Source organism: Nonomuraea sp. NPDC049480, assembly GCF_044465905.1.
GTDB lineage: Bacteria > Actinomycetota > Actinomycetes > Streptosporangiales > Streptosporangiaceae > Nonomuraea.
The window spans coordinates 1-23,536 of record NZ_JBITMD010000057.1 but is presented as its reverse complement, the minus strand read 5'-3'; the positions used below and the strand labels follow the sequence as shown (position 1 = coordinate 23,536).

Here is a 23,536-nt window from a genome sequence, read left to right as displayed (position 1 = left end):
GTGGGGCACCCACGACGATCTGATCTCTGATGGGATGCGATATGCCGAGCTGGTGTCGCTCCAGATGGCACCGCTTTGAACACGCCTGCTCGCCGCGAAGCGGACCCGCCAAGCGGTGAGACAGAGGCCGGTCGCTGGGCTTCTTCTCCAGCCGGTCCGCGATCAGGTTCCCGCGGGGTAGGGAGAATCTCCCACGGACTACGATGTCCAGCGTGCTCAGCGTCACGGTAACCGGGGTATCCGCGCACGCTCCACAGCACTTCACCGGCTTGCCGAGCAAGCCCACCGGAACCCCATCGACTCCCTCCACGCTCTCCGGGCCAATCGGCATGGTAGCCATATGAAGATCCGGCTATGCGTCCTCGGCACGCTCACCGCGAATGTGAACGGCGTCGCCGTACAACGTGGAGGCCCGCGCCAGCGCGCGCCGCTCGCGCTCTTGGTCGCCGCCAGGAACGAGGTGGTTTTCCGTGGACCGGTGGATCGACGACCTGTGGCGAGGAGAGCCACCGGCCAAGGCCATCGGTTGCTGCAGACGTACGTGACGCACGTGCGCATCAATGCTCGGGAAATGCGGTCAGCCTCGTGGTGTGGCGAGTTGGACTACATTGGACCTTCGCACCTTTCGTCTCGGTCTTCACATCTGTCCATGTCGCCTGCTGAGGAGCGCCCTAGATGGACTGGCTCTACGTCGCGGGGATCATCCTCTTCCTTCTCGGGTTGATGATCTCCATCGCGTTGCACGAGCTCGGTCACCTGGTGCCGGCCAAGCTCTTCGGCGTCAAGGTGACCCAGTACATGGTGGGCTTCGGCTCCACGGCCTGGTCCCGGCGCAAAGGCGAGACCGAATATGGCATCAAGTGGATCCCGTTCGGCGGCTACATCCGCATGATCGGCATGCTGCCGCCGCGACCCGGAGAGGATCCCGCCAAGGTCAGGAGCACGGCAACAGGACCTTTCCAAGGGCTGATCGAGTCCGCCCGCGAGGCCGCGCTGGAAGAGGTGCGTCCAGGCGACGAAAACCGCGTCTTCTACCGCAAGAAGTGGTGGCAGAAGGTCATCATCATGTCCGGCGGGCCGTTGATGAACTTCGTGCTGGCGTTCGTCTTCTTCACCATCCTGCTGGTCGGTATCGGCCTGCCCGCCGAGGCCCCGATCGTCTCGCCCACCACCGAAACGTGCGTAATCCCCGTCTCCGAGCAGCGCGCCGCCTGCAAGCCCGGCGACCAGCCCACCCCGGCCGCGCAGGCGGGCCTCAAGCCGGGCGACCGCATGGTCTCCTTCGACGGCGCCACGATCAGCTCCTGGGAAAACGCCAAGCGCCTGATCCGCTCCCACGGCGCCGGCCCGGTCAAGCTCGGCATCGTGCGTGACGGTAAGCCGATGACGTTCGACGTCACCCTCATCGCCCAGGACCGGCCCAACCTCGAAGACCCCGAGAAGACCGACAAGAACGTCGGCTTCCTCGGCGTGCGGCCCACCGAGGTGATGGAGCAGCAGAGCGTCGGCCAGGTGATCGGCTACATGGGCGGGGTGACGGCCAAGGTCGCGGGCTCGATCTTGAACCTGCCGGAGAAGATGGTCGGCGTCTGGCACGCGGCCTTCTCCGGCGAGGAACGCGACCCCGAGGGCCCGGTGGGCATGGTCGGCGCGGGCCGCTTGGGTGGCGAGATCCTGGCCTCCGACCTGTCCAACGAAGAAAAGATCGCCACCTTCGTCAACCTGCTGGCCGGCTTCAACCTGGCAATCGGCATGTTCAACCTGATCCCGCTGCTGCCGCTCGACGGCGGGCACATCGCGGGTGGGCTCTGGGAGGGCCTCAAACGGGCTTACGCCAAGATCATGCGGCGGCCGAAGCCCAAGCCCGTCGACATCGCCAAGGTGCTGCCGCTGACGTACGCGGCGGCACTGGCAATGATGATCATGGCGGGTCTGCTGGTCTACGCCGACTTGGTCAACCCGCTCACACTGACGAACTGACGGACCGGTTCGAGCCAATAGATCCGCGCCGGGCCCTTCGACAATACAGAAGGTCAGGCCAGGGATCTCCGGGTTTGGCGGCCTATGACTCGTTGGTTAACGGGGGGAACCTCACGATGGCTTTGGCGAAGCTGCGGTTGAAGTTGCGTGGCGCTCAGGTTCCGTTGCAGGTCCAGCCCCGCTACATGGGGCGGATCGATGGTGGGGCCTGTATTTTGTGGACGATGTGGAGAAGATCCCTGGTGGAGCGAGGTTCATGGTCACCGAGCTCACGATGGATTGGCAGAGCTACGGCTTCGCCTACATCCCGGATCGGGCACCGGACCTAGAAGAGCGAGGGTATGAACACTTCAAGGTCCCCTGGTACATCTGGACCGACGGACCCTGAACCCCATGGTGATGCATGACCTCCTGGTTCCACGCCGATGTGTGTCGCACGCAGAGCGCTGTCAGTACCTGAAGGCGCCGGACGCGACCCGCGGCTTGTGGACGGAGTACGCGCTCGGCAACCCGTGGTTCTCGGAGAAGGAGGACGACTACACGAGTTCACCGCGCTCGGTGCTGCGGTGGTGGACGGCGGGATAGGTGATCGGTGGTGGCGGCCGCCACCGGGGCTTCGCGCAAGGGGATCTGGAGACCGGCAAGGTCAGGTTGTTCGTCCAGGACGGTGGCGTAGCCTCGGTGGCGACTCGTGGTCGGTTATTCCGATCCCACGGCGTAGGCTCGGATGACGGTCTGGGTGAGGCTGGCGCCGGACGTTCCCTCGACCCGCACGCGGAGCGATACATGTCCCGGCGTGCGCGGATTGAGCACGGTGGCCGTCCATTCCGAGCCCGCGCGAACCGTGGGAACAGGGCGCCAGGTCGCGCCGTCGTCAGCGGACATCTCCAGCCGGACGCTCTTGACCGGGGTACTCCGCTCGAGCCACATGGGCAGCCGGGTCAGCGAGCCGGCGGCGGCACGGTTGAACTCGTCAAGCCCCGCCGGGGCGTATCGCATCGCCATCAGCGGCAACGGCCGTTCTCCCTCTGCGCGCGCGGACCGCACCGTCCAGACGGCGTCCACGGTCGTGGACAGCGTCGAGGACGACGGCCGGCGCAGGGACGCGCTGAGCGTGTACGTGGCGGCCTCGGCCGGCAGGTTCGCGCGGAATTCGCACGCATCCGGATCGTCGATTCCGCAACCGGCGAGGTCGGCCCTGGCGAGCACCTGCCCATCCCTGGTGACGGTGACGGAACCCGTGGCGGCTGAGTCCGTCCCGGCCCGCCCAGCGATACCGTCGGCGAAGAGGGCGCCGGCGTTGAGCACCAGCTTGTCACCGGTACGCCGTGCGCCGACCCCAGCGAGCGAAGGGCCCGTCACCGCGGCGTTCCACAGCTCCTGGGTGGATCCGCGCCGTGCGGTTCTTCCCTCGTCCACGATCGTCGCGGTCCCGGCCAGGAGCGCGCTGTCCCAGACAAGGCCGGGTGTCCGGTAATGGGTCAGCGTGCCGGGCAGGTCCATCTCCTGCAGCGGTGCCTGCAGGAACTCGTCAGCGGCGTCGCCAAGGCGCGCCCCCGTGATGGGGGTGGCCTTGGCCGCCGCGCCGGAGGCCCGGTATGTCGCCGTCACCTTCGCCAGCTTCCGCCGCTTGGCCGCGTAGACGGGTTCGTCGGGGAGCTCGTCGATGTGGCGCTGGGCGAGGTCATAGACGTACGAGGCGGTCTTGTTCACCCAGATGTTCCTGATCATGAACTTCAGCCCTGGTTGGCGGGTCGGGACGACGAACAGCCTGTCGGGATACTTCTTGAACGAGACCCAGGACGCGGCCCACTTCCCGAACGCCACCTGGAAGTCGAAACCGTTGTCCTGGACCGCGTCGGGGTCGTCGATCGCGAAGCGGACCTGTTTCCCCAGGCGTGCGTCCAGTGTCACCTGCTGGTCGGTATCGCCCACGGTGATGATGGTGTGGGCGATCGTGGTGCCTTCCAGTTCAGGGGTGTCGGTCAGTAGGTTCCACTGCCCCTTGGGCAGTCTGATGTCGGCGCGGCCCTGCTCGAAGACCAGGTCGCGTTCGGCGCCGGTGTCCGGGTTGTAGATGGTGGCCCTTGGGTCGATCGGCGTGCCGGATTTGCCGACGGCAGTGATGGTCACGTTGTGGGACTCCGGCTCGACGTACGCGCCGGCCAGCGTCCGGATCACCTGTTCTCCTGATCTGGCGGTGACGGTTCCCGGGTAGTCGCCGGTCGCCTTGCCGCGCGCGTCGATCGTCAGCATGACCGGCGCCTGTCCGTGCGCGGGCACCTCGACGCGGTCGGCGGAGAGGTCAAGCAGGTCACCCTCGGCGGTCAGGTCGAGTGTGACCGGGGTGTCGCCGGAGTTGGTGTAGGTGATCGTCCTGGTCTGCATCTGCTCTGCCGCGCCGAAGGGAAAGAGGGCATGCAGGTTGGCCGGTTCGGCCGTCACGGGCTGGGCCAGCGCGCGCACCAGGTCCACCAGTCCGGCGCCCTGCTGGTACGGCGTCGCGTCCTCCGCGGGCGCGGCGCTGCCGATGAGAGCCGCCTTCAACTGAGGGCCGGTCCACGTGGGGTGGCGCTGCGCGAGGATGGCGGCGGCCCCGGTCACGTGCGGCGTGGCCATCGAGGTGCCGTTCATCTCGATATGGGTGCCGCCGGCCTGCGCGGCCACGATGCCGACGCCGGGCGCCGTGACGTCCGGCTTGATCGCGTGGTCGCCGTCGCGCGGCCCCGCGCTGGAGAAGTTGGCCATCCGGCCCTGCCGGTCCACGGCGCCGACCGTCAGGGCGGCGTCGGCGCTGCCGGGGCTTTTCACCGGGTTGACGGGGTCATTGCCCGCGGCCACCACGAACAACGCGCCGGTCCGTTCCGACAGCACGTTCACCGCCTGCTCCACGGGGTCCAGCCCGGGGGTGTCGGGTGCGCCGAGGCTCATGTTGACCACCTTGGCCTTGACCTCGACAGCGGCCCACTCCATGGCGGCCAGCAGGGCCGAGTCGGTGAATTCCCTGCTGCCCAGCTTGCCGACGGCGAGCTCCGCGTCCGGCGCCACGCCCTTGTACTTCTCGCCCGCCCCCGCGACGATCGACGTCACATGGGTGCCATGCCCGATGTTGTCGCGGATGTCGGGTTCCTCGCTGAAGTTGCGTGCCTGCTTGACCACCTTCTTCAGGTCCGGATGGTCGGGGTCGTACCCGGAGTCGAGCACGGCGACCTTGACGCCCTTGCCGGTGAAGCCTTGTTTCCACGCTTGCGGGGCGCCGATCTGCTCGACGCTCCGGTCGAGGCTGAAGGAGCGGCGGCCGTCCAGCCAGAGCTTGGCCGTCCCCGCGGCCAGTGTGCGGGCGCCCTGGCCCGTGAGGTCTCGCCACGTCTGGGCGGTGCTCGTCTTGGGCAGGCGCAGCGTGGTCATGCCCACGTCGGCGAGCCGCCGGACGTCCCCAGCGGCCCGCAGCGGCGCGGCGCGCCCCTCCGGCGACTGGAGGATGAGAGGGATGTCCGTCCTGGTGGCGTCGCCGTAGCCCCACTGCAGGAGCTGGGTGACGTCGAACAGGCGCCTGTCGAGCAGGCCCTTGGCGATCAGTGGCTTGGCGTCGGACGGGATCACGTACTGGTGGCCCCCGCGCACCTGCCCTGTGAACGTCACTTCGCGTCCGTCGCCGGGCGTCACGTGGTATCCCTTGCCGGCCACCATGACGCGGTCACCGGTGATGAGGGTGACCACGTTCCCGGCGGGTCCGGCGCCCGCCTGGGCGGCCGATAACGGCGTCGCGGTCGTCGCCGCCAGCAGCAGCGTGCCGATCAGCGCCTTCATGACGTGCTCCCGTCGTTCACGGGGCAGCCGTACTTGCCCAGGATGTTCCGCCTGAGCTCCTCGTCCATCGGCTGCTCGCTGACGGTGAGGCTGGCCTTGCCGTACTCGTACAGCCAGCCGCTGGTCACGTACATGGAGTCGGGCACCGACGTCTTGATCTCCGGATCGGTGCCCCGCTCGCCGGGCTCCTTGACCGCGAACTCGCCGATGGACAGCCCGAGCCCGGCCAGGGTCTGCCGGACCTCGCTCACCCGGTGGTTGAGGAACGGCTTGCAGTGCATGGGCTCGCCCGGGGCATCCAGCATGCCGACGACCTGGTACTCCTCCCCGGGACGGGCCTGGCGGCCGAGCAGGATGTCGGCCTTGCCGGTGAAGTCCTTGGCGATGGTGAGCCCGATCGGGCAGCTACGGCCGAAGTCGACGAGGTCGCAGTTCTTGGGGCGGTCGATCGTTTTGATCTTGTCCGCGTAGGGGGACGGGCCCGTGTTCCGGCCGGACGTGTGGGTGGAGATCTCGCCCACGAAGGAAGGCGTGACCGGCTCGACCCTGAGCGAGATGTCCACGCCCGCATCCTTGAGCTGGGTCTCGTACACCTCGGGGCTGGCGTACAGGTCCTTGACCTCGATCAGGTAGTGGTCGCCCTCCTCCGTGATGTCCAACGCGGAGGCGGGTACGGCGCCGAAGACGACCGTGGCCGACCAGCCCGCCGCGGCGACCGCCGCCGCGATCGGCAGCGCCAGCAGCGGCCGCCACCGCGGGCGCCGGGCACTGGGCTCGGGCTCGGCCGTGTCCATGATCTGGGTCAGCATCTCCCGCGCGGCCGGGGTGAGCCCGGGGCCGGGGTCGGGAGCCAGGGTCTTGACGACGTGGTCGGGGGTCATGCGCGCTCCTTGGCGAGGCTCACGGCACGCGGGCCGTACGTGCTCAAGTCGATGTCGATGGCGGCCAGCTCGGTGGCCAGGCGCTTACGCGCACGATGCAGGCGCTGACGGACCGCCACGCGCGAGCAGCCCAGCACCTTGGCGATCTCGTCGGTGCCGAGCCCTTCCCAGCCCATCAGCGACAACAGCTCCCTGTCGTCGTCCGACAGTCGCGCGAACGCCTCCCTGGCCCCCTCCGGCGCCCGGTCCGGCGCCGTACTGTCGTACGCGGAAAGTTCTTCACGAAGGCGCAGCGTCAGGGCCGTACGGCGGAGGGCGCTACGGCGATGGTTGGCCAGGATCCGCCGGGCCGTTCCGTATAACCACAGCCTGGCTTCGTCACCGGCCGGCACGTCCACCAGCCGCCGCCAGGCCGTGGTGAACGTCTCGGCGATCACATCGGCGCAGTCGTCCGGATGGTCGGTGCGACGCCGGACATAACCGGAGACGGCTGCGTAGTGCCCCGTGTAGAGCTCTTCAAAGCGCTGCCGGGGCTCCACTGCTTCCTTCTGGTTTAGGAATGTCACATGCCAGTAAATGTCCGGCAGCGTACGGGTGTGACAGCGAGAACGCGGTGAAAGCTTCGTTGAGGTGGAGCGTCTCGCTGAGCAGTGGATCGTCTGCCTTTCCTCCTTCTGGAGGATGTCTCAGCAACGCCTTGCCCCCGGCGCCGAATCGGGTGCTGGACGTGGGCGGCGGCACCGGCATGCACGCGGAGCGCTTCCCTGCCCGCCGTCTGTTCGCGACCGCTATCGAAGATCAAGACCATTGCCGGCTAACCTCAACCCTTGGGAAGCGATCATCCCTCGCGCGGGAAGCGATCTTTGGACTCGCCTATTCCGCCAGGTCATCCCCTCTCGTGAACACCTCAGGGGGCCGGAAAGTGCGTCGGCCAAGGAGGATGGCAGGTTGATGCGGAGGTCACGGCCCCACGGACTGATCGCGAATGCCGACAATCACGATCAGTTAATTTTTGTCACTGTCAGCGTCTACTCTCCCCGGGTATGAGCCTGACGCAAGGGTTGGCCTCTCCCCGCACGCCGCTACGCCGGTTCCTAGATCGAGAGCTGTCGGCGGGCGTTCGCCGGCTTCGTGCGAGTTATCTGGTGCAGCTGCCGACCACGCCCTTGATCTTGCCAGGGCCGGGCGTCGGCTACGAGGCAGGAACTGGGGAACCGCAATCGACCAGCGTCTGCGCTTCGCCTTCACTCAAGTCGCAGGCGTCGACGCCGCCACCGTCATGGGCGTGGACAACCTCCGTGCCACCGCACTGGCCCTCGGCCAGCATACGGCCTGGGAGGTGATGGAGACGGTTGGCCATCAACTGCTGGAGCGGTTGCGCGCGACGCTCTCCGAGCTGCAGCTCGACGACCGCGAACGTCCGCTGGCGCGGACCGAAGAGGAGGAGGAATGCCTGGCCCGTCTGCTTCTTGGGGCCGCGTGGTACGCCCTCAACTTCCGTAACCCTGTGGCCTTTCCGCTGACTCCGTTGTGCAGGGAGGCCTTCGCCAGTCCTGGCACTTTCACCTTGACCACGCTGCTGGCACTCCCACATCACGACCTCGTGCGTGACACCGTCGCGCAGGTGCAGGCTGCAAGCGATGGGCCGCTGGGCCAGCTTCGCCACGCGACCACACCAGAGATGTGCCTGCCCGGGCCCACCTTCGACGGCAGCGCCTACGTCTCCGCCGACGCCGACCTCATCGTGGACGGCCTACTGATCGACTTCAAGAGCACCCGTCGCACCGAGCGCTTCCCCCTCCCGATGATCCTGCAGCTCCTCGGCTACACCTTGATGGACTTCGCCGACCGGTATCGCATCGACCGGGTCGGTGTGTGCCTGACGCGGGCGGGAGCCCTCATCCACTGGCCGATCGAGGATTACCTCGCCCTGCTCGGCGCCCGCCGGCGTGACCTCACCGAGCTGCGGGCCGCTTTGTCAACAACTGCTGGCCTACACCGGTTGCCGGGCCGATGACGATCCGCTGCCTGAGGAGCTGCCCGGCGTTGAGCAGTTGCTAGCCGATCTCGCTCCCCTCATCGGCCCTGGGTGTTGCCGGGTGTGTGCCCAGCCGATGGCCCAGCCCATGGTCGGGCCGGGCCGGGCCCGCTTGTACTGCTCGTCCTTCTGCCGGGGACGTGCCCCCAGCCTGCGCTACCGCGGCTGGCTCCCGTGACCGGAGTCATGTGAAATTGGCGGCGTGAAGTGCCTGTGCGATGGGGCCGAGCCAGGCTCACGCACCGGACATGTGCAATGCGGCGTCCTCATCTTCATCGTCGATGTCGACCTCGGGCTCAGGGGGCAGGTTATGCAAACTTCCGAACAGGCTTCCCTTGTGGTCGCGCAGCTCGATCCGGCCGCGGCAGCCGGCTTCGCACAGGTACTGGATGGCGAGCATTGGGCCACGATAGTGAAGAGCCTCCTGGAGGGCGGCAGTGTCCGGGCTGTCGGCCACGAGGCAGTCGGGGAAGGAGACCTCCTGCGACCGTCGGAGCTCGTCGAAGTCGCCTGAGGCGAATCCGACGACGTCCAGATGAAGGTTCATGTCACCGCATTGCGGACAGGCCACCGGCAGGCGGCCGTCGTTGTAGATGTCGCCAAGGTCGGCGCGTAGGTAGAGGAAGGGCAGCATGCGCGCGTCGCCATCCTGGCTGGTAGCCGTCGGCAGCCGTCGGCGAGCGGTGGGCTGAGGACTGGTGCCGGCGGCAGGCAGGGATGCTGGGGCGGCTGGCTGGGCGGCTTCGGGGGCCCGGTCGGGGTCGACGCATCGCAGGTGCCCCCACTGCTGGAGCATCACGTTGAGGGCGATGGTTTCGCCCGTTCTGATGCTCGTGTGGCAGATGCAGCACACCCCCTTGCGGCGTGCCGTGGTCGTGGGCGCGGCGGTGCGCGCCTTGAGCTTGCCGGGATCCGGTTCCGGCATGGGATCACCGAATTTGGCCGACAGCAGCGCCAGCCCGCACCACCAGCACCAGCAGCCCGGCCAGCACCAGAAACCCGGCCAGGACGACCGCCGCCGGTCGCTCCCACGACACCATGCCTGCTCTCTAACAGATGCGCGCCCCGGCGAACAGATAAGAAGCAACGTTCCAGCTATCGGACGAGAGCACGTCGAGCGACTGGGCGCGGCCGATGCGGGGCACCGCGTCCATCGCCAGCACCGTGATCGGCCGCGCCGCGAGCGCGTCGACCAGCTCGGGGTTGAGGGCCGGCGCGAGTGTGGAGAAGACCAGTGCGGCGCGGTCCTTCGACTTGCCCACCTCGCCCGGTGACGGGCCGTTGACCCGGAAGACGATGTCGGCGCCCCACGCCTCCTCGCCCGTGCCGATCCGCGCCCCGGATGCCGGCAATCGCGCCGTTGGTGGGGACCGTTGGCGACAGCGCCAGGCCCGCCTCGTGCTGAGACGGGCCTGCATCATGAGCGGTCGAACGAGGGTGCGGCCGCGGCTAGATCGGGATCGAGTGCAGCGGGGACATGTACCTCCCGCCGACCGTGACCCAGAAGGTGCCACCAGAGGACGACCTGCTCGTCCTATGGCTGTTCGTTGTGTTGCAGCCAGTGGACGGCACCGACCATCCGCCGGACACGGTTGTCGTCAGGCCGACGTTGTCGCACGCGATGTCGATGGCGTAGATGACGACGTCCGAACCCACCAGAGTGGTTCGGCCATATGAGATGGCGTCGCCGCCGCACCCCGATCCCCGGTGGACGTATATTGTGCTGTACGTTGTCGCGACGGCGGTCCTGAAGCTGTAAGGACCGTTGTTCGTGCACGCGAGAACCGTCGCGGTTGTTGCAGCCGCCGGTGTTGTGACGACCAGCGTCGATATAGCGGCGATGATCATCGTGACCGCGGTGAAGAATAACGCGCTAAGGTGCCTCATCGGCAATCTTCCCTTCATCAATCCTGACCTGTGCCGTCGGCCGGCATCGAGAATTTCTGGATGGATATGACGGCGACCCCGTGACGGCTGCACGCGGCGGGATTCAGTTTCCGCCGATGGCTCCGACAAGTCCTCGGCGGGGCTTACGGGGTGGTGGCGCAGTACGGGCCGGCTCCGCCCGCATACCGCATGCACACGCGGTCCCCGCTGGTGAGCGGCGAGGTGGGCCGGAACTCGCCCTCGAGCGCGCCGCCCACGGTACGCCTCGACACCGTGCCGGAGACAGGAGCGCCGTTGACGGTGAACGAGAAGACGGCCGACGTCGGCGGAGGCTGGATCCAGAACCAGTAGTGGTAGGCGCCTACGGTGCCGCGAATGCCGTAGCAGACCGGCGCTTGGGGCACGCAGATGACCGCCGGAGCCGGCGCGGACGAGGACGATGCGGCGGCGGCCACGCCCCCGAGAGGCAAGAGGGCGGCGGTCAGGCCCGCGATCGCCCATAAACGGCCGGCCGCGAGGCGGCGGAGCGCCGATGTCGCGTCTGCGCGCATGAGTTCTCCTTTCTCACCGGCTCACAACGAGCCGATGACTTCGGGGTGCGGTTCATCATCCGCAGTTGACCCTGATGGTGTTCGACGATTTCACCCGGGCGCTGCCGCCGATGGTCCTGCCGTAGATGAGGGTGCGCCAGCTCTGCGTTCCCGTTCCGGAGCAGTTGTAGCGTACATAGGTGTCGTAACCCTGATGGGCGGTCGCTATTCCGCTGGCCCGCTTCCACCATCCGGGAATGACCTGCCGCTGGATATAGAGATCGGCGGTCGACGTGCTGGGACAGCCGCTGAGGCTGCCGTATCCGACGATGTAGTTCCCGGACTTGTACGTGGTGCCGATCTGCACGTCGCAGGCCACGGCGGCCTCGGCGGCGGATGAGGGCACCAGGCAGGAGGCGATCAGCGACACGGCGCCCGCGGATACGGTGGCGGCCCGGCGAAGTTTCATTTTCCCTGCTCTCTTTCCCGTGCGATCAGGTGTTTCGCGGTGAGTGGTGAAAGGACATGGCATGGGATCCCGGCCCATCCCGGTCTAGCACCGTTGCGCGTTGTTCAGTGGCGGCTGAGCCGCTGAACAAACAATCTCGCGTGGCCATCACAAGGGCGGAAGTGATTGCGAATTCAAACACCGCGGCGGGATCGTGGGGATATGGTGTCCGCCATGGGGCGGCCTGAGCGCAACCTGGACCCGGAGAACGCCCTTCTTCACCAGTTCGATTTCGATCTCAGAAAACTGCGAATCGGAGCGGGAAAACCAGGTCCAATTAGAACACGAACCATCTCCCGGATGCGCATCCCATCTCCTCCCGTGTAGACGATCGACCACCGACCATGTACGCTATGTGATTCTTTCGTCACATCGCGCCTTGCCGGTTCCACCATGAGGGCGGACGTGACAAAGGTAAATGGGATCGCCTTCAGAAATCCTTCGCCTTTCTTGAATGGCCACCGACAATTGTGGTTCGATGGTTTTGCCGCTGGACTTGCCGGGTTTCGCGCCGATGGGGGATGCGCAATGGAGTTTCGGCTGCTGGGCGCGTTCGAGCTGGTGGCCGGGGGCCGCAGCCTCGATCTCGGGCCGGCCAAGCAACGGATCCTGTTCGCGTCCTTGGCCGTCGATGCCGGGCACCCGGTGGCCACAGAGACACTCATCGACCGGATATGGGACGACGCCCCACCGCGCGAACCCCGCAACGTGCTGCACACCTATGTCGCACGCTCCCGCCGCGTGCTGGAGCAGGCACGACATCTCGACAATGGACAGATCGCGCTGGACCGCCGGGCGGACGGCTACCAGCTGATCATGGACATCGATCGCATCGACCTTCACCGGTTTCGCCGGCTGGTCGAGCAGGCCCGCGCCCATCACCGCCACCGGCCGGAGCGCGCTGCCCTGCTTGGCGAGGCCGTCGGCCTGTGGCGGGCATCCCCACTGGACGGAATGGCTGGGCGGTGGGCGGCGCGGGTCCGCGAGGGGCTGCGGCAACAGCGGCTGGGTGCGTTGACCGACTGGGCCGAGGCCGAGTTGGACCTGGGCCGGCACTCTCCGGTGATCGAACGCCTCGAGGAGCTGATCGTCGACTACCCGCTGGCGGAGTCCTTGGTGGCCCGGTTGATCCAGGCTCTGAGCCTGGCCGGCCGTGGTGCCGAAGCTCTGGAGGTTTACGCAAGGGCGTGCCGGCGAATCGACGACGAGCTCGGCGCCCGGCCCGGTCCTGAGCTGCGTTCACTGCACACGGCCATCCTCCGCGGAGAAGCGGTTACTCTCGCAGCCGGCGCGCCGGACCCCGTGCCGACGGTTCTCTCCGTGCGCAGGCCCGTGCAACAGCCACGGGATGTTGATGTATCGGAGCGTCCGCTGCCGGCGCAGCTCCCGGCGGAGGTGCCGGCGTTCGCCGGCCGCATCGGATACCTCAAGCGGCTGGACGACATGCTGGGATCGGGCGATCAGGTCCTGGTACGGGTCTCGGTGATCGCCGGTATCGCCGGGGTGGGCAAGACCGCACTGGCCATGCAGTGGGCGCATCGGGTGCGCCACCGATTCGGTGACGGGCAGTTGTACGTGAATCTGAGGGGCTTCGACCCAAGCGGGTCCTGCGTGGGCGCGGCGGAGGCGCTGGCCGGATTCCTGGATGCGCTGGGGGTAGCGCCGGACCGTGTCCCGCCCGACCTGGACGGGCAGGCCGGGCTGTACCGCAGCCTGTTGGCGGACCGGCGGATGCTGGTGGTGCTGGACAACGCCCGCGACGCCGAGCAGGTCCGTCCGCTGCTGCCCGGCGCACCAGGCTGCCTGGTGGTGGTGACCAGCCGCAGCCAGCTCTCCGGCCTGGTCGCCGCGGAGGGCGCCCACCCGCTGAGGCTGGATCCGCTGTCCGACGCCGAGGCACGCGAGCTGCTGGTCCACCGCCTCGGGCTGGCGCGGGTAGCGGCCGAGCCCCACGTGGTGGATGAGATCATCGCCCGGTGTGCGGGGCTGCCTCTCGCCCTGGTCATCGTGGCCGCCCGAGCCGCCACCCACCCGGGCTTCCCCCTCACCGCGCTGGCCGGCGAACTCCGCCACGCGCGCAATCGGCTCGATGCCCTGGCCGGTCAAGACCCGGCCACCGATCCGCGGGCGGTGTTCTCCTGGTCCTACGATGCGCTGAACCCCGCAGCCGCGCGGTTGTTCCGGTTCCTGGGGGTGCTCACCGGCCCGGACATCGCCCCACCCGCCGCGGCCAGCCTGGCCGGCGTGGCCGTGCACGAGGTCCGGCCGCTGCTGGCCGAACTGGCCGGCGCGCACCTGGTCGTCGAACACAAGCCCGGCCGATACACCCTGCACGACCTGCTCCGCACCTACACGGTCGAGCTCGTCCACGCCATCGACACTGAACACGACCGGCAACAAGCGTTCCGCCGGTTGCTCGACCACTACCTGCACACCGCTCACACCGCGACGCTGCTGCTGGCCCCGCACCGACGCCCGATCGCACACGCCCCCGCCGCGCCGGGGGTGAGCGCCGAGGCGATCGCCGGGTCCGAACAAGCACGGACCTGGTTCACCACCGAACACCCCGTGCTGCTCGCGACCGTGGAGCAGGCGGCCGCCAAGGGGCACGACGAAGATGTGCGGCACCTGGCCTGGACGCTGAGCCCATTCCTGCGATGGCGCGGCCTGCTTCTCGACTGGGCCACCGTCGAGCAGGCCGCCCTGGACGCTTCGCGCCGACTGGCCGATCCTCGCGGACAGGCCCACGCCCACCGCCACCTCAGCCGCGCCTTCACCCTGCTCGGCCACTTTGACCGCGCCCACACACACGCTGCGCAGGCCCTCGGCCTGGCCGTCGATCTCGCCGATCACCCCGGCCAGGCGCACGCACATCACGAGCTCACCTGGGCCCTGTCACGACAAGGTCGCTACAAGGAGGCACTCGACCACGCTGAGCAAGCCCTCGACCTGTTCCGAGCCGCCGGCCACCACCCCGGACACGCCAAGGCGCTCAACGGGGTCGGCAACTGCCACGCCCTACTCGGACACCACAACCAAGCGCTCATGTACTGCCGCCGAGCCCTCACCCTGTTCCAGGAACTCGGCGACCTCAACGGTCAGGCCGCATCCCTCGACGGTCTCGGCTACGCACACCACCACCTCGGTCAATACGACCTGGCCAAATGCTGTCACCAGCAGGCGCTCAAGCTGCACCTGGACCTGGGCGATCGCATCGGCGAAATCGAGGCGCTGATCCGTCTCGGCAACACCCACCACACCAGCGGCGATCTCGACGCCGCCCGCGACATCTGGCGGCAAGCCCTCATCATTCTCGATGAGCTCGCTCACCCCGACGCCAGTCATGTCCGCGCCCAGCTCGCCGACACTGAGCTGCACTCGACCACGGCCGGGGGTCCCACTGGTAAACGGTTGTACTGGCCCCACCGATAGAAGCTCTGCGGCGACGTGACCGAGATCGTCGACGAATCGACGTCCCGGCCACCGTCTGTGACGGCACCACACAAAGATCGCCAGAGCCACGTTCACCTGAGCGGGATCACTGAGTGGTCTGACGGTGGAGGAACGAACCTTGTCGAGTTTCTTGCGCAGCTTGTGCGTGAGATGGTGGCGCTTCAGCCCAGCCTCGGCCGCGAGGGTCACGATGTCGAGGTTGCCGGACGGTCCTGCCGAGGCTGGGTCGCGAACCGGACATCACTCGATACCTTGCGTCATTGCGCATCGCGCCGTTCGCCAGCATCACCGCGATATCACCCGGTGACCGCCCATGTGGCGTACACCGCCGCCAACACTGTAGGGGAGCCAGCCAGCCGTGCCGCTTGGAGCCCAACCGCCGCTGTCGCTTCGTGTCGTCATGATCGTGAGCATGCCAGGCGGGTGCGGAACGGTGCAAGGCGCTCCTGGCTCCGGCGCCTTGCACCGCCGCCGCCGTACATGAGAAGGTCCCGGCGAGACCACGCTGGGTCGGTGCCTACGCCGCGCCCGTCTAGGCCTGGCGCGGTTGGCCCCTGTCGCTGAGCAGAGAAGGAGAGGGCGGCGTGTCGACGATGAAGTGATCGTAAACGGGAGAGAAGACGGAGCCCTGTGGGTCCATATCGGGGATGATGACCCGCTGCCCGTGGAGGGCGAGACCGGCTGCGAGAGTGACGGCAGTCTTCTCGTCGCCGCCTCGGGTGAAACCGACGACGGATATTTCGTCGACGCTGACCGTGTCCTCTTCCTTTGCCATATCGCGAGCCTACGCTGCGGGAGGCTCAACGGCATCTCTCTCAGCCATGATCGGAGGTTCCTCCGGATCAAGCATGTGGCCGGCTCCTGGATGCTCCCACTTCGTCGGGCCCGGATGCCGATAACAGCGCTCGCTTTGTCGTTACCGACCTTGATCGAAGGCAGGAAAGATGCCGGCGACACGACGGCGCAGGGACGGCATGTCGGTGCACCTGCCGGCGGTGACAGACACGCCATAGGGGTAGTGCACGCGAACACGGATCGGCCAGGTCGCTCCTGTTTCGCTGAAGAAACGAGCAACATCGCGAGCGGCGCGGCCGGCCGGATCATCACAGTAGAGGATGAGCTCGGCGTCCCGGCTGGCCAGCTCGACGGCCTGGGGACTCCAGGTACGCAAGGCTCTGTCACTCCAGTAGGCCATCATGACGGCCAGCGCGAATACCGCGACGGTGATCACGCACACGGCCCACCACCAGAGGGACGGCCAGCGCTCGGCTACGGGGGTCAGCCCGGCAAGCGAGAGCGCCGCAGCGGGGACGAGATAGATGAGGTGGGGCCGCAGCCGGCGTAAAGCGTACTTTCTGCCCGCCTTCATGACGAGCAGCTCGGCCGGGTCCTGGCGGCGGAAGAGGTCGCGCAGCTCCTGCCGGAGACTCCTGGCGTGGTCGATCCGGACCGCGTCCGCGTCAGTGGGCGTCATATCGTCATCGTCTCTCGTCGCGGCCTACCGCGCAGCCGCATGCCCGCTGCATGGACGGTGGTTCTCAACGATGCTCCTAGCGCGCAGGCACGAGGTTTTCCCAGCCCCCAAGCGGGTGGCTTCCATCGAGCCGCCTGCGTCATCAGCGTGGCGTGATCTCGCACTGTTGTTGCATCAAACGCAATTCAGCCATGTTGAGATCGGAGGGGTCCAGATCTGGTCGGAGACCTCGCCAGGACGCCAGCCGCAGGTGTCGGTTGGCGGTCCATTCCATGGCGCGCACCTCCCCAACGAGCTCGGGCCGGACCCAACGCACACCGTGGAGGGGCTCATCCTGCGGCTGGCCGGTGAACGGATTGCGTTGCTGCTGCAAGGGGCGCTGCCGGGTGGCCAGGTCGGTGCGCATCGCATCAGTGAAGCCGGTCTTGACGGTGCCGACATATGTCAGCCGCCCGGCACTGTTGGGCAGGCCGAGCAGCAATCTGTCCACTCGGCGGCCGCCACGGCCCGTAGGCTTCCAGCCGCCGATGACCATCGGCCACCTGCGAATTCTTGATCTTCCGCCATGCCGGCGAGCGGCGACCCGGTCTATACGGTGCATCCGGCCGCTTGCAGACGATGCCCTCCAGGCCGAGCTGGCGGGTGGCGTCGAGAACGGCCTTGGCGTCGTCGAAGACCGCTGACACCTGCCAGTGAGTTCCCGGCGTGATGAGATCTTCCAACCGTTCACGCCGCTCGCGGTAGGGGCGGCGCACTAGGCTTTCCTCGCCGGCATACAGAAGGTCAAACGCCATGACCAGCACCAACGCCCACAATGCCGCCGGCGCCGCCACGGCGGCGCCGGCCTGTCTTGATTCAACGAACTACCACCGCTAGACGCAGAGGAAGGACGGCACCCGCGCCTGCCCGAGAATGTTCGCCCGCATGCCGTTGCGGACCCGAATCCACCGCTCGCCGTATTGGCGGACCGGGAGGCCGGGCGGCGCGATGGCGTACGAGTAGCACCAGCCGGCGTCGATGCGGAACGCGTCCCAGTCCTCCAGCAGCGGGGTCGATGCCCCCGGGCTGAGCCACATCTGGGCCGTACCGGCGCACGGTCCGCTTCCTTCGCACCAGTCCTGGTAGACGCGGACTCGGAAGACGGACAGGTTCGTGATGGCCGAGCAGACGACCCCGCCGTCGCAGCCGTCAGCGTTCGCCGGCGAGGCCGCCGTCACCTGGAGCACCGGCACGGACATGGTGAGGGCGCACGCGATCGCGATGACGCGCCGCCGAATGGTCGGCAATGACAGGTTCATGGATCGGACCTTTCGATGAGCGATCTGGTCCACTGGAGCCTGCTGCGGGGTCGACGGTTCCGGCAAGGTCCCCGAGACGACTTCGGGACGGGTGGGACGCTGCAGGCCCCGCACGCTGCGACGGCGTACTGTTTGCGGGACGGCTGGCCCGTCCTGAACACGCCGGGAGGCAGACTCTCCGGCGCCGTCGGGGGCGCCGGAGATCTCCAGCGACGTTCGGGCGGCATTCACGCATCGGTACCCAGCGTCATGAGCCGGGCGTGAGACACCGACCATTCGGCGCATGCGTTGGGGCAAGCGCGGCGTCTCGGCCGATGCGCTCGCCGACCAGGCGTCGCCGACTGGCCGAACCGGACCTGTCGTACGCCGCTTTCAACCGCACCTACCGTGAGCGGGCCCGCAGGGAACGGCTGCGGCACGGCGTGCCGGTACCGCTGACCGAGGCCGACATCTGGCGGGCCTACCAGCTCGAGCCGCGCGAACGCGGCGAGCCGCACAGCGACCCGTGGGGGTTCAAACCCCTTCGAGCCACGCTGAACCGCCAGCCACGGCTCCCGAACCCGTCATCAGACCCAATGCAGCGTGCAGGAAACTGCACGCCTTGGCGGCCATCTCGGATCGCTCAGTCCGGGTGTTGTACATATCCGGCCGAGATTTCCCGCTTGCGGTCCGGCCGCTTGTTCTCGGAAGCGCTGGGCTGGCCGTACGTCGCCCCCTGAACCGTGTTCTCGGAAGTGTCGTCCCGAGGGCTTCCGAGAACACGGTCTTCTCGGAAGCTGCTGGCCTGCGTCGATGGTCGGTAGCGGGAATTCCCAGACGGATATGACCGCCCGTCCACGGGTATTTTGCAACAACGCCGCGTCCATCTTCGCCGGCGACGCGGGCGCCACACCGCCGCGAACAGCGCGCTAGCGCCGCTGGGGAGAGCTCGTTATCTTGGGCGCTCATGGGCCTTCTGCCAAGGTGAGGGAAGTACCCGAAGCGTACTTGCGTGTTGGTCACGAACCACGGCGCACGCCGACGTCACGGCCGAAAGCGAGGACGTAGCATGCCGAAATCCGCGGAGCTGGGCGCATTACTCACGCTACTCAAGGAGCGTAGCGGACACAGTTACCAATCCATCGGCCGTGTCATCAACGCCAGCAAGTCCGCCGTCCACCGCTACTGCACGGGTCATTCACTTCCTCCGGAATTTGGCATCATCGAGCGCATCGCCCGCGTCTGCGGAGCGCGGCCCGACGAGCTGAGCCGTCTTTACCGCCTTTGGGAAGCGGCGATGTTGCCTGCGCAGGACTCGCCGGCCGAGATCGCGGAGCGGGAGCCCGGGCCCGCCGGTGCCCCCGCCGCCGAACCCGTCCGCTCGGCACCCGTCCCCTCAGCGCCGGGCCGGCCAGGTGCCGCGCTGGCCGGCGTGGCGGCGCCACGGCACGGGCAGGCGCGCCGGGCGGGCGCCCTGGTGATGTTCGCCGGCCTGCTGGCCGTGATGACGCTGATCCTGGCCCCCGCCGACAGACGCGCCGTGCCGGCGCAGTCGCAGCCGCCCGCACAGGGCGACGCCGTCGTGCCCGACGTCTGGACGCTCCCGGCCGCCCCCGTCCCGGCCACGTTGTTCGGAGTCACAGTCAACAGTTCGACAGGCGCCATGCCCGGCTTCCGCGTGGGCGCGGTACGCCTGTGGGACAGCGGCACCCTGTGGGCGCACCTGCAGCCGCGCCGCGGCGAGTTCGACTGGTCGGTCCTGGACCGGCTGGTGAACGGCGCGCGCCGGGCAGGGCGGCCGGTCCTGTTCGTCATGGGGGGAACCCCTCAGTGGGCCAGCCCCGGCGGGCCCATCGGTCCCTATCCCGGTGGTTCGCGCACGTCGCCTCCGGACCGGCTGGCCGACTGGGACGGCTTCGTGACCGGGCTGGCCACGCGCTATCGCGGGCGTATCGAGGCGTACGAGCTGTGGGTCCTGGCCAACGATTCCCGCTTCTACAGCGGGAGCATGGAGACCTTGGTGGAGATGACGCGCCGGGCCAGTCGCATCATCCGCTCCGTCGATCCTTCCGCGATCCTGGTATGCCCTGGAATGGGGCGGCTGTGGAGTGCAGACGGGCGCGCTTCGCTGCGCCGCTTCGCCGAGCTGGGCGGTTTCGACCACTGCGACGTGGCCGGAATCAAGCTCCACCAGCGCCAGGCCAGCGATCCACCGGAGACCATGCTCGAACTCGCCGCGACCGCTGACCGCGCCTTCCACCAGGCCGGCATCCATCCGCGGTTGTGGAGCACGGGCACCACGTACGACATCCCCCTTCAAGACAGGCTGGAGGAGGTCAGGGCGCGTAACTACGCCGTCCGCTTCTACTTGACCGGCCTGTACGCACGCCACTTCAACCTGGAACGCATGTACTTCTACAACTGGGGCGGCACCAAGATCCCTATCGTGCTTCAGGCCGTCGGCCGCCCTCCCACCGCCGCCGCCCGGGCCGTCGAGGAACTGCAGCGCTGGCTCGCGCACGCCCGCCACTACTCCTGCGGGCGCGGCGCGACCATCGGACTGCCAGCGAACGTCTGGCGCTGCGATTTCGCCATAACTCAGCCCGGCCGCAGCCGCGAGGCGGCCATACTGTGGACGGATACCGGCACGGCCACCATCACGATGGCGGCCCCCATCGAGGCCGTGCGCCGCCTCGATGGCCGGGTGGCGGCCGTCAGGGCGGGCAACCGCCTGCGCGTCACCGAGGAGCCGGTACTCGTCGAGCTGCCGCGCCAGGGCGTACCCGCCCTTGATGATCTGCCGCCTGGCGCCAGGGAAGCGACTCGTCCGGGCGGCGCTCTTGAAACGGCGGCCGAAGGTGATGCCGTCGCTGATGTCCGGTAGCACCGGCCCCCTGTCAGCAGGCCTCGCGCACGTCAACGGCGGGGATCGGTCTGCTCGGGTCTTCGGTTTTGCTCTTGGCCTCGAGGCGGTGCCGCAGGTGGCGCTGACGTCGTCCCTGTGCTCGGGGAACGTGCAGATCGACCCGGGCTCGCTGCGGGCCGGGCCGACGCTCGACGCCGCCTGATCACAGCCCTGGGCAAGCCCGCCGCGGTGCCGGGGAGCAGCCCGGAACCCAGCGGGCCGGAGATGGTGGCGTCGAGTCCGTCGGGGGGTTCCGGCACAGGGTGGGCCGTCGGAGGCGCCGCCACCGGCCTCGTCCTGATCGCTGGCCTCGTCCTCTACTGGCGCCGCCGCAGCACACAAACCGGAATCTGGCCGACAGGTGAGTCCGACGGTGCTGCAGCATCGAGTCACCAACGCTCGCAGGAGGCAGCACGGTGGACGGTCTCTTAACAGTGGTCATCGCCGCACTGGCGGCCGGCTCCCTGGCCGGCCTGAGCACTAGGCTCACTGAGAGGGCTCAGAAAATGGTGGAGGGCAGGCGGAGGAAGACGTCACCGGTCGAGGAGCCGGACGCGTCCGCGCACGAGCAGGACCCGCTGGGCAAGGTCGGGATCCACGTTGAGCACAGCAGTGGCGTCCAAGTCGTCACGGAAGACGGCGCCAAGGGCGTGCAATTCGTGCACTGCACCTTCGGCCCGTCCACCCCTCCTGCGGATCTGGGAGCGGACGTTGATCGCCCTCGCTGAATGGGCCGGTTCGGACGAGCTGTCGGACGAACAGTACTCCCGGCACAAGCAGGGGGAAGCGCCGCTGCGCGAAACCGGCCACGCACGGCGGAAGCGCGGGCGGCGCGGGTGCCAGGTGACCGTCACGCCCGACCACATCGTCTACCAATGGCCGCTACGGCCTCCACGGGCGCCGGAACCGTCGGGGCCGCGTCCTGAGGGGCGCCGCACGGGGGAGAAGCGGCCCGACGACCGGCCGCAGCCGCCCCCTGCCGCCGTCGAATGGCAGGCCCGGCAGATCACGCGGACGTCGTACGGGTGGAATCCGGCTGGTCCCGTGCCGGAGGCGGACGTCGCCGAGGGCCCGCCGGCCCGTCAGCCGGTCGCGGAACCCGAGATCATCTGGATCAGGGACTGCGTCGGCATACAGATCGGCGCATACAACTCACAGACCGACACCTACGACATCGTCCTCTCCAAGCTCGAGATCGCACTGGATGAGGAGGCGTTGGCGGCGCTGCTCGCCCTGATCTCACCGGGCGCGGATGACGGATTCAGGACCGACATCCGCCTCCCCGGACTTCCGGCCTTCCGCGGGTCGCCGGCCGAGTCCTTCACCCGCAGGCATCCGGACGACACGCGGCTGATCGTCGTCAGGCGCTCCTGCGGCGTCCAGATCGGCAACCGGTGCTTCCAGCGCAACACGTTCATCCTCCGTGCCGACGGTTTCCTGATCCGCATCGACAGCCTGCACCTGCGGAGCGGGCGGCGGGCGGCCATGCGCCGGCTGCTGGCGGACCCTCACGACAGGGACGCCGCGGCCATGATCGCCCGTGACATCGTGGAGCGTGCCCTCGCCACCCTTCTGACCCGCCTGGAGAGGGAGTTCGAGCGCCTCACCGAGCCGAGCCTGATCACGGGACTGCGCTCGCTGTACCGGCGGATCGGCGTGTCGATGGGGTTCCGCAACAAGGTCCGCCTCCGTCGGCGGTTCGATGCGAGCGCGATCAGGATCGCCTTTCTGTGCCGGGTGCTCACCGAGCAGATCCTGCGGTATGCGCAGCGCCACGCCGCGACTCGGCAGGCCACTGACGAACCACGGGCTCCGGACGAGCGACGGCGGCCTCCCGACGCGCGAGAGGGGCCTGGCTCGCGGAGCGGTCCCCCAAACGGTCCTCCGCCCGGGCGTCCAGGCGCGGGGGACTTCCGGGAGCCGTTGCTGGCGGATGATTTCCGTGGATGGTCCGCCGCCGGCGACCATCGCGGGCGGGACGCCGGGGAAACCTACCGCGGGTGGGACGCCGGAGAGGCCCATCGAGGGCGGGCAGCTGGCGAGGACCGCACGCGCGCGTCCGCGGCGGCCGGTGAACAGGGCGCTCGTCCCGATCCGCCCGGGTCCCAGGGCCGCCCGACGGCCCCACCTACGCCGGAGCCCGCTCCGCACGCCGCCGCATCGCATGCCCCCGAGCCGGGTGAGCCGACTGAGCGCTCCGAGCCGTCGCGGGAAGTGACCCCCGAGCGATCAGCCACCGCTCGCCGGCGCGAGCTCCTCAAGGCGACCGAGCAGACCGGCCGAGCACCGGGGGATCCGCCGGCGCACGATCCTCGGAGCGGACCCACAGCAGGCGCCCGCCCATCCTTGCCACAGCCGCTGGGCAACCCCTCCCGCGAACCGCACGACGGCCTCGCGCGCCCGACGGGATCCTCCTCTCGCTCGGAAGCCCTGGCCCGCGCGCCGGAGGATGAATTCCTCCCCGCACCGAAGGACCAGCGAGGGAATGTGGAGCTGCCGTCCTCTCCCGGTCGGGACGGCCCCGGGACGGGTGGAACACGTTGGTCACCGCCGACTCCCGGCTCCCAGAACCTCAGCCGAGACCGCGATCTGGGCCCTCCCGGCCGGTAGACCGTCCCGGGACTCACCGGCGGACGGCAGGGCCGCGACCGCGTCCCACAGCATCACCGTCTCGGCCGGGGCCGCGCTGCCGGCGGCCGAGGGTCTGTCCAGTGATCGGTGTATCTCAATCTTGACTGGGTCTATCGGGTGGCCGGGGTCAGGCGGCCTTCGAAGGTGATGGCGAAGGCGTTC

At 68.3% G+C, this 23,536-nt stretch carries 23 protein-coding genes; 8 read left to right on the top strand and 15 right to left on the bottom strand.

Features of this window, described 5'->3' with window-relative positions:
• The coding region (locus ACIBX3_RS60325) for a hypothetical protein (RefSeq protein WP_397129870.1) at positions 1–226 on the bottom strand (226 nt) is incomplete at its 3' end.
• Between the two features lie 449 nt (positions 227–675).
• Between ACIBX3_RS60325 and ACIBX3_RS60320 the strand changes: the two genes are divergently transcribed.
• The 3 genes from ACIBX3_RS60320 to ACIBX3_RS60310 all read left to right on the top strand — a co-directional run bounded on the left by ACIBX3_RS60320 (position 676) and on the right by ACIBX3_RS60310 (position 2,565).
• Positions 676–1,980: a M50 family metallopeptidase gene (locus ACIBX3_RS60320; protein ID WP_397129869.1), complete on the top strand. Its 1,305-nt coding sequence runs from the start codon at positions 676–678 to the stop codon at positions 1,978–1,980.
• A gap of 256 nt (positions 1,981–2,236) precedes the next feature.
• Positions 2,237–2,368 (top strand): hypothetical protein, encoded by a 132-nt coding sequence (locus ACIBX3_RS60315; RefSeq protein ID WP_397129868.1) that lies wholly within the window; start codon positions 2,237–2,239, stop codon positions 2,366–2,368.
• A 5-nt stretch (positions 2,369–2,373) separates the two neighbouring features.
• Positions 2,374–2,565, top strand: a complete 192-nt coding sequence (locus tag ACIBX3_RS60310) for a hypothetical protein (RefSeq protein ID WP_397129867.1) — start codon at positions 2,374–2,376, stop codon at positions 2,563–2,565.
• 114 nt (positions 2,566–2,679) lie between these two features.
• Here the strand turns inward: ACIBX3_RS60310 and ACIBX3_RS60305 are convergent, their stop codons facing one another.
• The 3 genes from ACIBX3_RS60305 to ACIBX3_RS60295 are packed head-to-tail and all read right to left on the bottom strand — an operon-like array spanning position 2,680 to position 7,210.
• Positions 2,680–5,790 (bottom strand): S8 family serine peptidase, encoded by a 3,111-nt coding sequence (locus ACIBX3_RS60305; protein WP_397129866.1) that lies wholly within the window; start codon positions 5,788–5,790, stop codon positions 2,680–2,682.
• Entirely contained in the window at positions 5,787–6,671 is an 885-nt protein-coding gene (locus tag ACIBX3_RS60300) for a hypothetical protein (RefSeq protein WP_397129865.1), read from the bottom strand. The genes ACIBX3_RS60305 and ACIBX3_RS60300 overlap by 4 nt, the downstream gene beginning before the upstream one ends.
• Positions 6,668–7,210, bottom strand: a complete 543-nt coding sequence (locus tag ACIBX3_RS60295; protein ID WP_397129864.1) for an RNA polymerase sigma factor — start codon at positions 7,208–7,210, stop codon at positions 6,668–6,670. Before ACIBX3_RS60295 ends, ACIBX3_RS60300 begins: the two co-directional genes overlap by 4 nt.
• Before the next feature lie 740 nt (positions 7,211–7,950).
• Between ACIBX3_RS60295 and ACIBX3_RS60290 the strand changes: the two genes are divergently transcribed.
• Positions 7,951–8,688 (top strand): hypothetical protein, encoded by a 738-nt coding sequence (locus tag ACIBX3_RS60290; RefSeq protein WP_397129863.1) that lies wholly within the window; start codon positions 7,951–7,953, stop codon positions 8,686–8,688.
• 256 nt (positions 8,689–8,944) lie between these two features.
• Here the strand turns inward: ACIBX3_RS60290 and ACIBX3_RS60285 are convergent, their stop codons facing one another.
• From ACIBX3_RS60285 to ACIBX3_RS60265, 5 genes are all read right to left on the bottom strand, one after another.
• Positions 8,945–9,634, bottom strand: coding sequence for a hypothetical protein (locus ACIBX3_RS60285; RefSeq protein ID WP_397129862.1), 690 nt, complete (start codon positions 9,632–9,634; stop codon positions 8,945–8,947).
• A gap of 124 nt (positions 9,635–9,758) precedes the next feature.
• Entirely contained in the window at positions 9,759–10,061 is a 303-nt protein-coding gene (locus ACIBX3_RS60280; RefSeq protein ID WP_397129861.1) for a hypothetical protein, read from the bottom strand.
• 97 nt (positions 10,062–10,158) lie between these two features.
• On the bottom strand, positions 10,159–10,557 hold the full coding sequence (locus tag ACIBX3_RS60275; RefSeq protein ID WP_397129860.1) for a hypothetical protein: 399 nt from the start codon (positions 10,555–10,557) through the stop codon (positions 10,159–10,161).
• Positions 10,558–10,739: 182 nt separating this feature from the next.
• Positions 10,740–11,147, bottom strand: a complete 408-nt coding sequence (locus ACIBX3_RS60270) for a hypothetical protein (protein WP_397129859.1) — start codon at positions 11,145–11,147, stop codon at positions 10,740–10,742.
• 55 nt (positions 11,148–11,202) lie between these two features.
• Entirely contained in the window at positions 11,203–11,595 is a 393-nt protein-coding gene (locus ACIBX3_RS60265) for a hypothetical protein (protein WP_397129858.1), read from the bottom strand.
• A gap of 567 nt (positions 11,596–12,162) precedes the next feature.
• On the opposite strand from ACIBX3_RS60265, the gene ACIBX3_RS60260 reads away from it, so the two are divergent.
• Positions 12,163–15,066: an AfsR/SARP family transcriptional regulator gene (locus ACIBX3_RS60260; RefSeq protein WP_397129857.1), complete on the top strand. Its 2,904-nt coding sequence runs from the start codon at positions 12,163–12,165 to the stop codon at positions 15,064–15,066.
• Between the two features lie 553 nt (positions 15,067–15,619).
• On the opposite strand, the gene ACIBX3_RS60255 is transcribed toward ACIBX3_RS60260, so the two are convergent.
• The 5 genes from ACIBX3_RS60255 to ACIBX3_RS60235 form a co-directional block, all read right to left on the bottom strand.
• Positions 15,620–15,862, bottom strand: coding sequence for a ParA family protein (locus ACIBX3_RS60255; RefSeq protein WP_397129856.1), 243 nt, complete (start codon positions 15,860–15,862; stop codon positions 15,620–15,622).
• A 141-nt stretch (positions 15,863–16,003) separates the two neighbouring features.
• Positions 16,004–16,561: a hypothetical protein gene (locus ACIBX3_RS60250; protein WP_397129855.1), complete on the bottom strand. Its 558-nt coding sequence runs from the start codon at positions 16,559–16,561 to the stop codon at positions 16,004–16,006.
• A 142-nt stretch (positions 16,562–16,703) separates the two neighbouring features.
• Entirely contained in the window at positions 16,704–17,051 is a 348-nt protein-coding gene (locus ACIBX3_RS60245; protein ID WP_397129854.1) for a hypothetical protein, read from the bottom strand.
• Complete coding sequence (locus tag ACIBX3_RS60240) at positions 16,972–17,364, bottom strand: hypothetical protein (RefSeq protein WP_397129871.1); 393 nt, start codon at positions 17,362–17,364, stop codon at positions 16,972–16,974. The genes ACIBX3_RS60245 and ACIBX3_RS60240 overlap by 80 nt, the downstream gene beginning before the upstream one ends.
• 69 nt (positions 17,365–17,433) lie before the next feature.
• On the bottom strand, positions 17,434–17,859 hold the full coding sequence (locus ACIBX3_RS60235) for a hypothetical protein (protein WP_397129853.1): 426 nt from the start codon (positions 17,857–17,859) through the stop codon (positions 17,434–17,436).
• A 1,048-nt stretch (positions 17,860–18,907) separates the two neighbouring features.
• Between ACIBX3_RS60235 and ACIBX3_RS60230 the strand changes: the two genes are divergently transcribed.
• On the top strand, positions 18,908–20,722 hold the full coding sequence (locus tag ACIBX3_RS60230) for a helix-turn-helix domain-containing protein (protein ID WP_397129852.1): 1,815 nt from the start codon (positions 18,908–18,910) through the stop codon (positions 20,720–20,722).
• Positions 20,712–20,906, top strand: a complete 195-nt coding sequence (locus ACIBX3_RS60225; protein ID WP_397129851.1) for a hypothetical protein — start codon at positions 20,712–20,714, stop codon at positions 20,904–20,906. Before ACIBX3_RS60230 ends, ACIBX3_RS60225 begins: the two co-directional genes overlap by 11 nt.
• A 370-nt stretch (positions 20,907–21,276) precedes the next feature.
• Here the strand turns inward: ACIBX3_RS60225 and ACIBX3_RS60220 are convergent, their stop codons facing one another.
• Complete coding sequence (locus ACIBX3_RS60220; protein WP_397129850.1) at positions 21,277–21,408, bottom strand: hypothetical protein; 132 nt, start codon at positions 21,406–21,408, stop codon at positions 21,277–21,279.
• A 46-nt stretch (positions 21,409–21,454) separates the two neighbouring features.
• On the opposite strand from ACIBX3_RS60220, the gene ACIBX3_RS60215 reads away from it, so the two are divergent.
• Positions 21,455–23,353 carry a hypothetical protein gene (locus ACIBX3_RS60215; RefSeq protein WP_397129849.1) on the top strand — a complete coding sequence of 633 codons (1,899 nt, stop codon included), beginning with the start codon at positions 21,455–21,457 and terminating at the stop codon, positions 23,351–23,353.
• Positions 23,354–23,536 lie beyond the last annotated feature (183 nt).